This is a genomic window from Paenarthrobacter sp. YJN-5 (assembly GCF_015040095.1).
Lineage (GTDB): Bacteria > Actinomycetota > Actinomycetes > Actinomycetales > Micrococcaceae > Arthrobacter > Arthrobacter ureafaciens.
Map to the genome: position 1 here is coordinate 1,959,185 of NZ_CP053544.1, position 14,810 is coordinate 1,973,994.

Annotated in this window: 9 protein-coding genes and 1 pseudogene; 7 read left to right on the forward strand and 3 right to left on the reverse strand. The window is 61.8% G+C overall.

Annotated features, from left to right (window positions below; genetic code table 11):
- Positions 1 to 281 precede the first annotated feature (281 nt).
- From HMI59_RS09380 to HMI59_RS09410, 7 genes and pseudogenes are all read left to right on the forward strand, one after another.
- On the forward strand, positions 282 to 2,228 hold the full coding sequence (locus HMI59_RS09380) for a class I SAM-dependent DNA methyltransferase (protein ID WP_193593481.1): 1,947 nt from the start codon (positions 282 to 284) through the stop codon (positions 2,226 to 2,228).
- 47 nt (positions 2,229 to 2,275) lie between these two features.
- Positions 2,276 to 3,442: a hypothetical protein gene (locus tag HMI59_RS09385; protein ID WP_227471594.1), complete on the forward strand. Its 1,167-nt coding sequence runs from the start codon at positions 2,276 to 2,278 to the stop codon at positions 3,440 to 3,442.
- A complete protein-coding gene (locus HMI59_RS09390) occupies positions 3,439 to 6,555 on the forward strand; it encodes a type I restriction endonuclease subunit R (RefSeq protein ID WP_193593482.1) in 3,117 nt (1,038 codons plus the stop codon). Before HMI59_RS09385 ends, HMI59_RS09390 begins: the two co-directional genes overlap by 4 nt.
- Positions 6,556 to 6,557: 2 nt before the next feature.
- On the forward strand, positions 6,558 to 6,767 hold the full coding sequence (locus HMI59_RS09395; protein WP_193593483.1) for a helix-turn-helix domain-containing protein: 210 nt from the start codon (positions 6,558 to 6,560) through the stop codon (positions 6,765 to 6,767).
- 287 nt (positions 6,768 to 7,054) lie between these two features.
- A pseudogene (locus HMI59_RS09400) lies at positions 7,055 to 7,189 on the forward strand (zinc finger domain-containing protein); the annotation flags it as partial.
- Between the two features lie 878 nt (positions 7,190 to 8,067).
- Entirely contained in the window at positions 8,068 to 8,370 is a 303-nt protein-coding gene (locus HMI59_RS09405) for a hypothetical protein (protein ID WP_193593484.1), read from the forward strand.
- Entirely contained in the window at positions 8,367 to 8,687 is a 321-nt protein-coding gene (locus HMI59_RS09410; RefSeq protein WP_193593485.1) for a type II toxin-antitoxin system PemK/MazF family toxin, read from the forward strand. The genes HMI59_RS09405 and HMI59_RS09410 overlap by 4 nt, the downstream gene beginning before the upstream one ends.
- Positions 8,688 to 10,473: 1,786 nt before the next feature.
- Here the strand turns inward: HMI59_RS09410 and HMI59_RS09415 are convergent.
- The 3 genes from HMI59_RS09415 to HMI59_RS09425 all read right to left on the reverse strand — a co-directional run bounded on the left by HMI59_RS09415 (position 10,474) and on the right by HMI59_RS09425 (position 14,707).
- The gene (locus HMI59_RS09415) at positions 10,474 to 11,745 is read right to left on the reverse strand and encodes a M20 family metallopeptidase (RefSeq protein ID WP_193593486.1); all 1,272 of its coding nucleotides are present in this window, start codon (positions 11,743 to 11,745) and stop codon (positions 10,474 to 10,476) included.
- 145 nt (positions 11,746 to 11,890) lie between these two features.
- The gene (locus tag HMI59_RS09420; RefSeq protein ID WP_193593487.1) at positions 11,891 to 13,384 is read right to left on the reverse strand and encodes an aldehyde dehydrogenase; all 1,494 of its coding nucleotides are present in this window, start codon (positions 13,382 to 13,384) and stop codon (positions 11,891 to 11,893) included.
- 207 nt (positions 13,385 to 13,591) lie between these two features.
- On the reverse strand, positions 13,592 to 14,707 hold the full coding sequence (locus tag HMI59_RS09425; RefSeq protein ID WP_227471595.1) for a Zn-dependent alcohol dehydrogenase: 1,116 nt from the start codon (positions 14,705 to 14,707) through the stop codon (positions 13,592 to 13,594).
- Between the last annotated feature and the right edge of the window lie 103 nt (positions 14,708 to 14,810).

Here is a 14,810-nt window from a genome sequence, read left to right on the forward strand (position 1 = left end):
TCTCTAGGTCGTCGTGCTCAGCGTGAAACCGGTCTTGTAGCCGCGGACCAGAAGGGGCAAGCCCTGGCGGTCCTTCGGTCCGGCACCGCGGCAGCCACCGTGGCCGGCGTCCCGGCGAGTGCGCCGCTCGGCACAGCGATGGTCGCGTAGACGTGGCGCGTACCTACTTCCGTGCGATTGCCTCGCCTCAGACACGAGGCGGGATGTCACGTTACTGATACACGAGACCGTGTAAAGTCCTTGATACAGGAACTATCGCGAACAAGCAGGAGCAAGCACGTATGGCCGAGTCGGCAGAGGCATCCAGGAAAACGACCGCGCGGATCGTCTGGGACACCGCTGACAAGTACCTGCGCAACATCGTCGACGAGGAGGACTACGGTGACTACATCCTTCCGTTCACGGTGCTCCGCCGTCTGGAGTGCATGCTCGCCGACAGCAAAGAGGACGTCATAAAGTATGTCGACTCGTTGGCGGGCATGCCCCAGCACCTGATCGACATCGCGGTCAAGGACAGGTTCGGCTTGGGTTTCTACAACGTGTCCCCGCTGGACTTGGCGACGATCGCATCTGTAGACGACAACGTGGACAAATCTCTCAAAAGTTACATCGACGGGTTCTCCCACAACATTGCCGATATCTGGGTATCATTCGACTTCAATCGGCGCGCGAAAGTACTAGCCGACGCCAACCGCCTGCACGCCGTCGTCAAGCACTTCTCCACGCTCGACCTCAGCCCAACCAGCCTCAGCAATACAGGCATGGGTGACGTCTTCGAGGACGTCATGTACCGGGCCTTCAATAAAAAAGGTAAGGCAGCTGGTAACTTCTACACGCCGCGTGACGCGATTCGGCTCATGGTCGACGTGCTAGTCGGCGGCGACGATGACATGATCGCGGCTGACCACGCCGCGCGCTCGGTCTACGACCCGACGGCCGGCTCCGGCGGCATGTTGCTGATCGCGCAGGAGGCCCTGAAGCGCACCAACGAGAAGGTCGACGTCACGCTCTACGGTCAGGAGCTCATGGCCTCTGCCTTCGCCCTCGGCAAGGCGGATCTCCTCGTCCAGGGTGGCCGCCCCGACGCGATCAAGCATGGCAACACTCTCCTCGAGGACCTCTACGAGGGGCAGACCTTCGACTACGTGCTCTCGAACCCACCTTTCGGCATGGACTGGGAGGTCGAGGAGAAGTCCGTGCGGGAGCAGGCTAAGAAGCTGGGATCTCGGTTCAGCCACGGCCTCCCGAGCATCAGTGACGGACAGATGCTGTTTCTGGCGCACTGTGCGTCAAAGCTCAGCCCGGCCGGCAAGAACGGTCAGGGAGGACGTGCAGCAGTAGTCTCGAACGCGGCTCCGCTCTTCAACGGAGACAAGGGGCCGACGGCCATCCGTGAGTGGCTCCTTGAAGAGGACCTGATCGACGCCATCGTTGCCCTGCCGCCCGGCATGTTTTACGGGACCGGTATCCCGACCTATGTGTGGATCCTCGATACAAACAAGGACCCGGAACGCGAAGGCAAGATCCAGCTGATTGACGGATCAGACCAGTGGACTCTGCTGCGCAGGCCGATGGGCGAGAAGCGCCGCGAGATGAGCCCAGCGGACCGGGATCCGGTGCTCGAGGCGTACAAGGCTTTCGAGCAAGCGGATCCTGAGATCTCCCGCGTGCTCACTCCGGACGACTTCAGATTCCGAGACGTCCCCGTCTACAAGCAGGCTCACTTCGCCGCGCGATTCAGCGACGATGTCGTTGAGGGCCTTCGCGAGCGCAAAGACTTCACGGAAGACCACACGGCCGTGCTCGAATCGCTCGACGGTACGAACTGGAACGACCTGCCAAAAGCCTTCCCGAAGGCAGCGAAAGCAGCCGGGCTGAAGGCCCCGCTGGGCCTGGTGGACGCTGTAATGAAGGCGATGGCAGTGCCTGATGACTCAGCGCCGCCCGCCATCGATCGGAAGGGAAATGCCGTCACATCGAGCGGGTGGAAGATGACGGAACGCGTGCCGCTGAGCGAGGATCTGGATGAGCACATGGCACGCGAGGTGGTCCCATTCTCTCCTGATGTCCAGTGGGACGAGAGCAAAGCGAAGCACGGCAATGAGATTCCGTTCACGCGGATCTTTTACACGCCCCGCGCCCCGCGACCGTTAGACGAGATTGACGCCGAGGTGCAGAGCCTCATGGGCGAACTCGCCGACATGTTCAAGCTGGTGAGCGATCAGTGACAGTTCGGGCGGTTCACCAGTCGCTGCTCGAGAGTTCCGCCTTCGTTATGGCTCCCATCGGGTCTATCGTCGTCGAGCGGAACGAGAAGGTCGACGAGACCGCGTACCCACCACTGTCGGTCGGCAAGCTGGGTGTCACGCCCCAGCTTGCCGGCGTCGCCAAGTCGCAGACGGAAGGCGATCGGAAGCTTGTTCGAACCGGCGACTTGGTCATTAACTCGCGATCCGACAGGCGCGGGGCGTCTGGGCTGGCGCGCCAGGACGGGAGCGTCTCGGTCGTATACTCCGTCATGACTCCGAGGCCAGACCTCCTGATCCCCGAGTACGGCCACCACCTGTTCCGCAGCATCGCGTTTCAGGACGAATTCTTCCGCTGGGGCACCGGAATTGTCGATGACCTGTGGTCGACGAACTTCACGCGGATGTCGCGCATTCGGGTCCCCCTTCCGCCGCTGGATGTCCAACGCCGCCTCGCGGCCAAGCTCGACGAGGTCGACGCTATGGTTGCGAAGCTCGATGAACTCACCGACTCGCTGCGAGCACGGGCGATCGATACTGCTGCCCTGTTCGGCCTCGCCGAAGATGACTCGCGCCGGCACGAGGACGCAAAGTCCCCGTTGTCCGGCATGCCTGAGCACTGGGACCGCACGAAGTTCGGCTACGACTTCACCGAGAGCACCGAGCGGAACGGCGACGATCCGCCAGGACCTCTGCTCTCGATCTCTGAGTACCGAGGAGTCGAGCTGAACTCTCGAACCGATGGTCAGCAGGCGTCGCAGGACGTTGCAAACTATCGGGTTGTGAGGCCTAGCCAACTTGCCGCCAATATGATGTGGCTCAACCACGGCGGACTAGGGGTGTCGTCACTCACCGGCTATATCAGCCCTGACTATAAGGCGTTCTGGATTTCGCCCCGCTTCTACCCCCGCTACGTACACCATCTGCTCCGGAGCCCTCGCTACGTGGACTACTTCGGGGCCATCGGCACAGGCGTCCGCCCAAATGCCCAGCGGGTCACGAAGATCGCGCTGGACATGATGCCCCTGCCCCTGCCTCCCATGGACGAGCAGAGGCGCATTGCAGGTCATCTCGACGACGTCACTGGTCGCATCGACGAGATGTTGGGGAAGATCGCCAGACTTCGAGACCTCCTCGTGGAGCACTCGTCTACCTTCTTGCTCGACGTTGTAACCGGACGGAAGGAAATCGCGTGAGCCACGCGCAACTTATGGAGCGCGAGTTCGAGACGAATCTCTGCTCCGAGCTGGCCGACCGTGGCTGGCTGTACGAGGACGACGGAAAGCCGATCGGCTGGGACGTAGGCCTGGCGATGCTGCCCGCCGACGTGCTGAATTGGCTTAGCACCCAGTATCCGGACGAGTACGAGAAGGCCGTCCCCGAGGATCTGGTCGGCGAGCAGCAGGCCACCGCTGAGCGGAAGATCCTCGAACACATCACCAAAGAGCTCGCCAAAACGACGCGCATGGACCCGACGACTGGTCACCCCGTCGGCGGCCTGCTTGGCGTGCTGCGCAAGGGCTTCTCCTATGCTCAGATCGGCCGTCCCGCCGCGAAGTTCGGGCCGATGCTGGCCTTCCCGCCAGCGAACCCGAACCTGACCGAGGTCGTCGAGGCGGCAGACTCGGTCCGGCTGCGCATCCTTCGCCAGGTACGCTTCGACACAAAGACCAACGAGAGCATTGACGTCGTGCTCCTCGCCAACGGCCTGCCGGTCGTCACTCTTGAGCTCAAGACCGACAACACGCAGACCGTCAACCACGCGATCCGCCAGTACAAGGAAGACCGCAAGCCCGGCAGGAACCGCCCGCTCCTCGCTCCCGGCCGCGCTCTCGTGCACTTCGCGGTGTCCAACGACCTCGTCTACATGACGACCAAGCTGCAGGGCGGGGACACCATCTTCCTGCCCTTCAACCAGGGCAACGAAGGGCACGAGGGCAACCCTCCCTCGTCGAGCACGGGCTCATCGACCAACTACCTGTGGCGCGAAATCCTTGCTCGTCCGACCTTCATGCGCATCCTCAAGGACTTTGCGCTCTTCGAGCCGGGCAAGTCCGGCAACAAGGACGACGGCCGACTGGTCTTCCCGCGGTTCCACCAGCTGCGGGCGGTCGAGCGCGTGGTCGCCGACGTCGAGGCGAACGGCCCGGGCAAGCGCTACTTGATCTGGCACTCGGCCGGCTCGGGCAAGACAAAGACCATCGCCTGGCTCAGCCACCGACTGATCCGCCACATGAGCGCCGACTCGAAGTCGACATTCGACTCGGTCATCGTCGTCACCGACCGCACCGTCCTCGACGAGAACATCCGCGACGACATGAACCTGGTGCAGTCGAGCACGGGCCTCGTCGTCGCCGTGGGCGAGAAGTCCGGGGCGAAGTCTCCGCAGCTCAAGAAGGCTCTCATCGAGGGCGACCACATCATCACGTGCACCCTGCAGACCTTTCCTGAGGTCATGAAGCTCATCGAGGACACCGAAGAACTGCGCGGAAGGCGCTGGGCCGTCGTTGCCGACGAAGCGCACTCATCGCAGTCAGGCTCCGCGGCCAATCAGCTCAAGGAGCTCCTCGTCGACGTCGACCTCGACCCGGACGAGGAGATCAGCGCTGAGGATCTCATGGCGGCGAAGGATTCTGCCATCGCGGCCTCGGCCAACATCACCTTCGTCGCTCTGACCGCGACGCCGAAGGGGAAGACCCTGCGTCTGTTCGGTACCCAGGTCGGAGAGCGCTGGGAGGCCTTCGACACGTACACGATGGCGCAGGCGATCGAGGAAGGCTTCATCCTCGACGTCCTCACCAACTACTCGACCTACGACATGTTCCTCCGGGTAAAGAAGACCCTCAAGGGCAAAGAGTCGGAGAGCGAGGTCCAGGTCAACACCGGCGAGGCGGTCTCGAGCATCGTCCGTTACGCAAGGTTCCACCCGACCGCCATCGCACAGAAGGTCCGGGTCGTGGTCGAGCACTTCCGACGCAACGTGCAACCGCTCCTTGGCGGCCAGGCGCGCGCCATGGTCGTGACCAGCTCACGCATGGAAGCGCTGAGCTGGTCCCGGAAGATGGACGCGTACATCGCCGAGAAAGGGTACGACCTTCACACGCTCGCCGCGTTCTCGGGCTCGCTAACCGACGAGGACGGCGAGAGCGTCACAGAGGTGTCGGTGAATGGCGTCAGCGACGTCAGCCGGGCGTTCCGGGAGCAGGGCGTCTACCGCGTCCTCATCGTCGCGAACAAGTTCCAGACTGGCTTCGACGAGCCGCGCCTGATGGGCATGTACGTCGACAAGAAGCTCTCCGGCGTCGCGACCGTGCAGACCCTCTCGCGGCTGAACCGGATCTACCCTGGCAAAACCGCGCCGATGGTCGTCGACTTCCGGAACACACCGGCGAGCGTCCAAGCCGACTTCAAGCTCTACTACTCCGACGCGCACGTCGACGGTGACGTGGACCCGAACGCCCTGATCACACTCGGCGAGCGGCTCGACACGGCAGGGCTCTACACCCACGAGGAGATGGACGCCGTCGCCGACGCGTTCCTGACTGAGGCCGGCGGCGAGGCGATCGCCAAGGTGCTGGCCCCGATCAAGAACCGCTGGAGCGGCCAGTGGCGTCAAGCCGTGCTCTCGAAGGACAAGAAGCAGAAGGAGGTGCTGCAGTCGTTCCGCGCCGACGTCCTCGGCTACCGCAACGCCTGGCAGTTCCTCAGCCAGATCGTCGACTACCAGGACCCGGAGCTGCACCGCCGCGCCATCCTCGCGACCCTGCTGGGACGCAACCTCCACGCTGACGGCGACGACCGGGACGACAGCTTCCTCGAGGGCGTGCAGCTCTCAGGCGTCAAGCTCGTCCCGTCCGCCATCGAGGAGGATCACTCTCTCAGCGAAGGCAGCCAGGATGGCATCAAGCTCCCGATCTTCGACGGCGAGTACGGCGGCAGCGCCACCCCGAAGAAGGGTCCCCTGGACGAGGCCATCGACAAGGTCAACGAGATGTTCAAGGCCAAAGGCGTCGATGTGAGTCCTGAGAGCGTCTCCGGCTTCATCACGACCTTCTGGGGTTTCCTTGACGCCAACGAGGAGGCCGTGGCGATGGCGAAGAACAACACCGTCGCCCAGCTCAAGGCATCCGAGGGCTTCAGCGGTGCCGTAGGGCTCGCGGTGCTGAAGACAGTCAACGAGTCGAAGGAGATCCAGTCGTACATGACGGATCCGGCCTTCATAGGGCAGATCGCCGACATCGCGGCGGACGCGCTCCATGCCCAGCACCGCCCCGACGCAGACGCGGGCTCCGACCCGGCAGCGGAATGAGCATGGGCGAGGCGGAGCAGCAAGGCTTCGGCGACGTCATCCGCGAGGCCCGGAAGAAGCAGGGGTGGTCGCAGGCGGAGCTCGGGGAGAAGTCCGGGCTGTCACGCCCGACCATAGCGCGCGTCGAGACGAACCACGACGTGTCGACCGCGACCATCGCGAAGGTCGCGCAGGCGCTGGGCCTGAAGCTCGAGCTCAGGAGCGACGGCTAATCATGCGGATCCCCTTCAGTTTGTCTCCGCGCATCTTGTGTCAGTGGTCCTCAGTATGGTCGTCTCGACTAATGAGGGAGGGAAGACCGTGGCGCTGACTAACGAGCAGAAGATAGCCATCCGCAAGGTCTTCCTCGACCACCTTCTGGAGCGTGAGGCGAAGCGAAGGCTCATCGGGACAGGGCCGCCCAGGAGTGAGTCGAATTGTGATCGCGTGACGAGTCGACTGACGATTCGACTGACGATTCGACTGACGTGTGAATGAATGTCACAAACGTGTGTAGTTGGGTTATTTTGATCGAAGCCTAAATGTCTATCGGCTCGCCGGGCACCCTTGCAAGCGCTGCGGAACGCCGATCGTACGGGAAAAATTCATGAACCGATCGAGCCATTTTTGCCCGGTCTGCCAGCGGAAACGGTAGTCCGGACGAACGTGTTCATTCAATCCTTGAGTGGACGAATCTTCTCAGAACGGGGTCGTCTCTCGAGGCACTGTACGTGAATGTATAGTCGCTCGGGAATCCTAACTGGGGTTGCTTGAACCGCGTTGTCCATCTGTTGAAACGTAAGATTGCCGGTTCTTGGGTTCGGCGCGAGGTGAGTCGGGCCAGGCAGCCGAGGCAGCGAGGCTCGGTTTGGGCGTCTACCTCGAGTTCCCGCTCTCCGGCAATCCTCTGGCCAAGCGCACGGGATGCGGTTCCAGAGCGATCTCGAAGATATCCTTACTGGGTCCCGGTGTTGCTGCGATCTGCTTCTCGGTACTTATGGTCCCCGCTGAGCAACTGGGTTTCTGCCTGCTCGGCCTGGTGGGCTCTGAGGGTGATGGAGATCGCGAAACATTCCGCCGGACAGAGCCGTCTTTACCTGCGCCAGCTTGCCCATCGACCGGGAGACGGGCAGCTTGCGGACCCCGATCTTCGTAGCGGCCGCTCGCCTCGACGTGCCAGCGCTCCAGCGCACACGTTATGCGGCCTGCCGTTGGTGCCACGTCATTGATGGGGCCCGAGATCGCAGTAGACGGGACCCCTCTCGCCCGTGATCTAGGCATTTTTCGTGCCAGGGAGTCCTTCGTTTGAACATCGCGTGACACAGATTCCATGCCCTAGTGCATCACGTTGTTGCATCACGGGGGCAACGGTCGGGGCTGTCTGGTGGGTGTCATGGACCTAGGTTGTCGTCCGGGAAGGGCGCGAGTATCGGCTGCCGATTTGTCGGGCCGGACTGGTCGCCGAGCCCATCGCCGGATGAAGCCATCTTCTGCTTCATTGCGTGATTCGCAGGGTGATGCAATTATTGATGCATGGCTACGCTCGAACGTCCGACTCGGAAGAACCTCTCACTTACGACCCAGGATCTCAAGGACCTGGAGCTCCTGAAGACGTCCCCAGCTCATCGTTCGGCACTCGGGGAACTCGTCGGTGAGCAGCTGGTGGAATCCAGCAGTGAGGCCGCTGTGATGCATGCCGTGTGGGAAGCCGGAGTGCGTTCCGTCCGCGAACAGATCGAGGCTGATGGTTATGCCGCCATTGCCCGGGAGCAGAATCCGGTCGAGCGCAAGAGCGTCTCCCGTCGTCGCCGTCCGCATTGGGCCGACGAAGGATGAGCCCCACGTATCTGCGGGGGCAGGTCGTTCGAGCTGACGTGGGGTTGGATGAGCCCAAGCTCTTTGTTGTCGTCTCTAACAACAGACGCAACGCCCAGCTGGGCTCGGTTCTGGCGGCCCGTCTGACGACGTCCGACAAACCAGCTATCCCGTCGATCGTCAAGCTCAGCGAGACGGAGGCCATGGCCGGGTACGTGGTCTGCGATGACATCGAGAACATCTACGACGATGAAGTCCTCGGTGTGGTCTCATCCTTCTCCCCGCAGACGATGACCCTGGTGAATCAAGGGCTCCTGGCCGCACTGGGAATGCTCTGATCAAGCCGCTATCGTGCAACGGCCTCAACCCTTGGAGTAGGTCGCAGAGATTCTCGTGAAGCCTTCCGCGGCGCGTGGGCATACTTCGCACAGTGTGGATTCAGCCACTACAGCTTGGTAGTTGTCGACGTAGAGAGCACCGCTGACGACCGAGCTTATCGGGGTCGTCCGCGGGGTCAATGCCGGAGCGTTCGGAGAGTGATCGGCTCTATCACGAGGCCAGTGGTGTTCGCTCACCTTCTGATCAGGAGTTGTCGGCCCCACGTGCTGATGAGCTCAGAGCTCACCAAACGGGCCAGCCTGCGGAGTCTCACATGCTCATTCCCGCGCCTCCGGGTCCCTGACCTTAACTGTGTGTGTGAGGCACCCTGATTGACCTGCCGTCAAACTGGATGCGGCTCACGCCACTCCCGGAGCCCTTGCTTTGGGCTAAAACGGCGGCCCGGCGGAGCATGTCGGCCCCGCCGGCGGTTGCTCGTATCGGAGACCGACCCGGAGACCGACGAACTATCGTGGCCCGTTGTTGGGACCAGGGGCAGGGGCGGTCTGGTCGGCCGGGACGGGCTGTTGAACAGACTCACAAAAACGTCCCGGCGACCGGGCGCTACCTTACTTGGAGGACTGATCATGAGCGACACCATGGATCCCATTGCGACTGTTTTAGATCAGCAAGAGCGTGGTAGCAACACTGGTCTTGGTGGCCCTCGGCATCGAGTTTCAGAAGGGACGCTCGTTGGCGTTCGAGCAATTGATCGTGTGGGTTCTGATACTGGCATCGGGCACCGACCGATCCCCGTTCCACTCTGGGAGGAGATCCGAGTCCAAGTGCTCCCAAGACTCACCGAGAAGTTTCCTCGCGTTTTGAGGGTGCCCATCCTGCCCGACATACAGCTCATAGCGGGATCGAGCTAGTCTTCGTGACATCATCTCCATCACTTCCTTGTTCCGAGACGCCACCATGTTTGTCGCTTGATTTAAGGCTAAATACGTGCCATGCAAGGCATATGTGCACTCTGCACACCACTGCTCCCCACAATGTTCCACACTCATCTCCGCTCGCCCCTTGTGAGCCAAGGGCTGTCGAAGCCTACCCTCGGCCACGTTCACGCGATGACTGGCCGCGATGATCAGAGCTCAGCCGAACCGGGCCAGGACCATGGTTGGCTGTAGCAGCTGCTCCAGCCTTGGGAAACGGGGCCGGCGGAACGCGTAGCCGCCGGCTTCAGCTCGGCAGGAGTGGTAAGGGATCGTCCTGGCCCCTGTCATGGTGTCTATCGCGGACGCAAAAAGGCACTCTCGACCGTCAGGCCGGGAGGTTCAGCCAAGGCTGCCGACGGCGACGGGAAGGGTGCCTGGACTGCGAGTTCGGCATCAGCAAGGAAACCCTTCGCCTCCATTTCACTGGCGGGCGTCTGCCCGCCTCCGCAGAAGGTGTCGTGAGACGACAACCAAAGTGACCGCCTCATGTACGCTCCAACCTACAGTTGACGTTGGCCACTTCTGGCGAAGCCGTTCCAACCCGAACGAACATGCTGCGCTGCCGCTTGGCCACGAACGAGAAGTGCCCGGATTTCGTTCCACGAGTTTCTCGATCCATGGTCAGGACGCGAGGAGTCGATCCCCGTTCTCACTCGTTGTGAGTACGTGCCTGACGTCAGGTTGGGGTTGCGTCAGCTTGAGTGATTGGGGTGCCGTCCATTCGGAGCTCCTACGCCAGTGCTGCCACGCGCAGTGCTTCAAGTGGAGGCGGAGGATGTTCCGGGAAACGATCAAGCTGCGCCCGCCGCTACCCCAAAACCTCCAGCTCCTGGAGCTTTCCAAGTGCCACGCCCGCCATGAATTGTGCCTGGTCGACCAGGATGCTGTCATCAAACGTTGCCCTGGGCGAGTGCATGGGAGCCCACTCTGCGGGGTCGACATCCGGAGACCCGGCTCCGAGGTGACCGTACGCTCCGGGGACCTCAACGAGGACGCGCGAGAAATCGTCAGAGCCTGTCCTGGGGTTGGGGCTCGGTACGAACCGGTGCTCACCAAAGAATGTGCGTGCAGTCCTGCTCCAAAGTTCGGCGTCGGTGTCGTGATTGGTGGTCGCCGGCATTATCGGAGTGAACGCTGCCTCAGCCGTCAATTGATGCGCGGTCGCCAGTTGCCGAATAAGGTCCGGCAGCTCCTGGGCGAGCCGCGCTTCAACACCTGGGCTGAAGGACCTGACGCTGGCCGAGAATTCCGCCGAGTCAGGTATGACATTAGAGGCTGAACCGCCATGGAATTGGCCCACGGACAGGACTACGGGATCAAAAACGTTGAAGCGCTTGGTGACATATGTCTGTAGGGCACCAAGCATTTCAGCAGCTACCTGTATGGGGTCCAGGGCCTGGAAGGGTCGGGAGCCATGCCCGCCACGCCCGATAACCTTTACGGAGAGATCCCCGAAGGCTGCCATGTAGGCGCCAGCGCGGGTGGTGAACACACCTGACGGCATGTCCGAGACGACATGGAGGGCGTAGGCAGCATCCGGGCGTCTGCCAGCCGCGCTAAGAACACCTTCTTCCAACATGATGCGGGCCCCGTCATGTCCCTCTTCCCCCGGCTGGAACATGAATATGACGTCGCCGGTCAGGCTGTCACGTACGGACGAAAGCAAACGCGCGGCACCAACCAGGCCCGCTGTATGCAGGTCATGGCCGCAGGCATGCATCGCTCCATTGGTCGAAGCAAAGGGCAATCCCGTCTTTTCTGCCACGGGTAATGCGTCCATGTCACCCCGGAGCAGCACGGTGGGGCGGCTCCCGGGCGGGGTGCGAGTGGCTCCGCCTCGTAGTACCGCAACCACGGAGGAAGCGGCTTGTCCGACCGTTACTTCGAGGTCGAGTCCCTTGATTGCGTCCAGGACGCGTGCCTGGGTACGGGGCAGATACAGGCCGACTTCAGGTTCTGCGTGCATTTCCCTGCGGAAATCAACCAAGTCACTTCCAAAGGACGGGTTCGCCGCCGAGGCACCCTCAAGGAAGCTCAGCGCTGAAATCGGCACCGCGTCTGTTGTTGTCGTATCTGTCATTTGAAGGACTTTCTCGTGTTGGCCGCCCCGCTGCGCCATCCTGACGTACGCGGGGACGCTCTTCGTGACCGTGAGTCACGTTCTCCCGGAAAATTTGTCTCAAGCGCCGCGGGGCGTGGCTTCATGTTGCGGTCGGATATGACCCTTAGAGCGGAAGATCGGTCCTGTCCACGCCGATCACGCGGTCGCCGGTGAAGAAGCGGACGCCGTACTGCGGACCGTGACCACCGATACCGCTGGTGCCCCAAAAGCTCTGGCGTGAATTTCCGGCGAGGTCGCTCATGAAGGTGCCGTTGATGCGGATTTCACCGGCACGAATACGGGATCCCACTTCGATGGCCCTTGCTTCGTTGCCGCCGAAAACGTAGGCGTCCAGGCCGGTTGCGAGGCCGTTGGCATGGCTAAGCGCCTCCTCAACCGTATGTACGGCATGTACCGTTACGAGCGGCCCGAAAAGCTCTTCGGAGGCGGCCTCGGCGGCACATCCGACGATCATCCCCGGCGCCATGAACCAGCCGTCAAGATCCGGCAGCTCGCCGCCAGTGATGAGCTTGCCCCCCAGTTCTAGGAGCCGGTTCACTGAGGTCTTCAAGCCATCGCGCTGCCGCTGGAATGCCAGGGGACCCACTTGCGTCGATTCATCCAGGGCGTTTCCGACCCGAAGTTTACTGAGTTCGGACTTCATGGCTTCAACGAAACGGTCGTGAATGGACTCGTCAACCAGGACCTTGCCGGGCGCCTCGCACCACTGGCCGTTGAGACGGGTCATGCCCTGCACAATGGACCGAGCCGCAGAGCTGACATCGGCATCATCCAGAATGATCACGGGATTGTTGGATCCGAGCTCCATCTGCATCACCGCCAGATTGGATGCGGCGGCCTGCGCGACTGTGCGGCCTGCGGAATCGCCGCCTGTGAACGAAAGAGCCTCGATCCTGGGGTCTGATGTCAGCAGTGACCCTGTCTCCGAATTTCCATGAACCAGCTGAAACGCGGAGCTCGGGTAATCAAGCTCGGTCATGGCAGCCACGATCGACTCGGCGAAGAGCTGGCAACCGCCGGGGGCATTCTCGGAGGGTTTGAGAATCACCGGGCAACCTGCCGCGATGGCTGCCGCCACTTTGCCGACTACGGTGAAGGTTGGGGCATTCCAGGGGCCGACGATGAGGGCGGGGCCAAGTGGCTTGCGCAGGATAACCACAGACCTGTCATGGTCAAGGGTCTCCGATTCACCAAGCTGCTCCGCTTCACTGATAGTTCCGCGGATTCTGTCTCCGAGTGCGCCAGCAATCAGGCGGGTGGTCCGGATAGGGACTCCGGTGTTGATGCTGTCCTGCAAGGCGATTTCTTCGCTCTTGGCATCGAGGGACGCGGCTACCTTTGTCAGGAGCTCAAGACGGTCGAGGAGTTTGATGTCTTCAAGTTTTCCGGACCCGTGCAGTGTCGCTGCTGCGGCGAGTGCGCGCTCGACATCATTCTTTGCGGTCTTGCGCATCGGCTGTCGGGGTTCGCCGGTATTGGGGTTGGTGAGGTAGCGGCCGCTTTCCTCGAGCTGCACCCACGCGCCATCAACAAAGGAGCGTTGCTCGACGAGGTCGGGGGCAATCTCTGTCAGTTGTGCTAGTCCTTCAGCAGTCATCTAAGGTGGCTCCTCTGGTTTCGTTCGTTGTCTTTGTCGTCCATGGCCAGTGTTGGCAAAGGCTGGGCCCTGACGTTTGGTTGTTCATGTGTAGGAGGATTTGCAGCGCCACGTCGCGCCGCTTTCGTTCCGCCCTGGCCGTGGCGCAGAATCAGATGCCATCGCCGTAACAGGCCGCTGTGGGGACGATCTACAGAGGTGTCCGGATTACGATTGCCTGTCGGTCATGTTCAGCACCACGCGGATCGTTGATGCTTCCGCCATCGCTTCGAATCCCTCGTTGATGCGTTCGAAGGGCAGTTGCTTAGTGACCATTGCATCGAGATCCAGTCGATTGTTCAGGTAGTGGTCCGTGAACATGTCGACGTCGCTGAGGAACCTGTTCGCGCCCATGTAGGCGCCTTGCAGGTGTCGGTCACCGTAGACGAGTGCATCTGCGGGGATGCGCAGTTCGGACCCTGTGGGCATGAGACCGAGGATGGTGGCGGTTCCGTTTGGGCTCAGGAGCGAGAAGGCGAGTTCCGCTGTCTGGCTGCGGCCTACCGCTTCGATTGCATGGCTTACACCCTGGGGAAGAAGTGACCGGACGTGACTGAGCGTTTCTGTGGGGTCGGGTGATGAGACAACAGCGTCCGTGGCACCGAAACGGCGGGCGAGCTCCAGCTTCGTCGGCACGGCATCAATGGCAACGATTCGTCTCGCGCCCGCCAACCTGGCACCTTGAATGGCCGCTATCCCCACACCGCCGCAACCGATGACGGCAACAGTATCTTCTGGCCCCACCCGTGCGCCGTGAATAACCGCGCCGACTCCCGTGCTGATGCAGCAACCGAGAAGACACGCCACCTTGGGAGGCAGGTCCGAGCCGACCACTGCAACGGATGCCTCTTTCACCAGGAAGGCTTCTGCAAATGCGCCGATACCGCCGAGCGACTCAACGCTTGATCCATTAGGTGAGAGGAGCCTGGGGCGAGCCCGCTCACGCATTGAATCGACCCGTTCGCACTGAGTCGGGCGCCCGCTGATGCAGTTACGGCAGGCTCCACAGGAGGGGGTGACCGTTGCCACGACCCGGTCACCGGTCTTAATTCTTGTGACCGCAGAGCCAACACGCTCGACAATGCCTGCGACTTCATGCCCGAGGACAGCCGGCAGAGAGATATCCAGCGACCCCTTCAGGTAGTGCAGATCGCTATGGCACAGTCCCACGCGCTCGGTCCGGATGAGAACCTCATGGTCCTCCGGATCGTCCAGCAGCAGTTCGCGGATCTGGAGAGGGGATCCGGGCTTTTCCAGCACGGCGGCAAGAATCGGTGTAGTCACTTGGCTTTCCTTGATGGTTAAGGTGCTAGCAGATGGGTCGCTTCCCCCATCTTCGGCCTTGGTGGAGTTTCAAAAGTGTGTGGAGGGAACAGCCTTTACGACC

Bases quoted from the DNA above. Each gene is read 5' to 3' on its own strand.
- HMI59_RS09415 (WP_193593486.1), bottom strand. From the start codon at position 11,745: ATGACAGATACGACAACAACAGACGCGGTGCCGATTTCAGCGCTGAGC.
- HMI59_RS09420 (WP_193593487.1), bottom strand. From the start codon at position 13,384: ATGACTGCTGAAGGACTAGCACAACTGACAGAGATTGCCCCCGACCTC.
- HMI59_RS09385 (WP_227471594.1), top strand. From the start codon at position 2,276: ATGGCTCCCATCGGGTCTATCGTCGTCGAGCGGAACGAGAAGGTCGAC.
- HMI59_RS09395 (WP_193593483.1), top strand. From the start codon at position 6,558: ATGGGCGAGGCGGAGCAGCAAGGCTTCGGCGACGTCATCCGCGAGGCC.
- HMI59_RS09405 (WP_193593484.1), top strand. From the start codon at position 8,068: ATGGCTACGCTCGAACGTCCGACTCGGAAGAACCTCTCACTTACGACC.
- HMI59_RS09410 (WP_193593485.1), top strand. From the start codon at position 8,367: ATGAGCCCCACGTATCTGCGGGGGCAGGTCGTTCGAGCTGACGTGGGG.
- HMI59_RS09380 (WP_193593481.1), top strand. From the start codon at position 282: ATGGCCGAGTCGGCAGAGGCATCCAGGAAAACGACCGCGCGGATCGTC.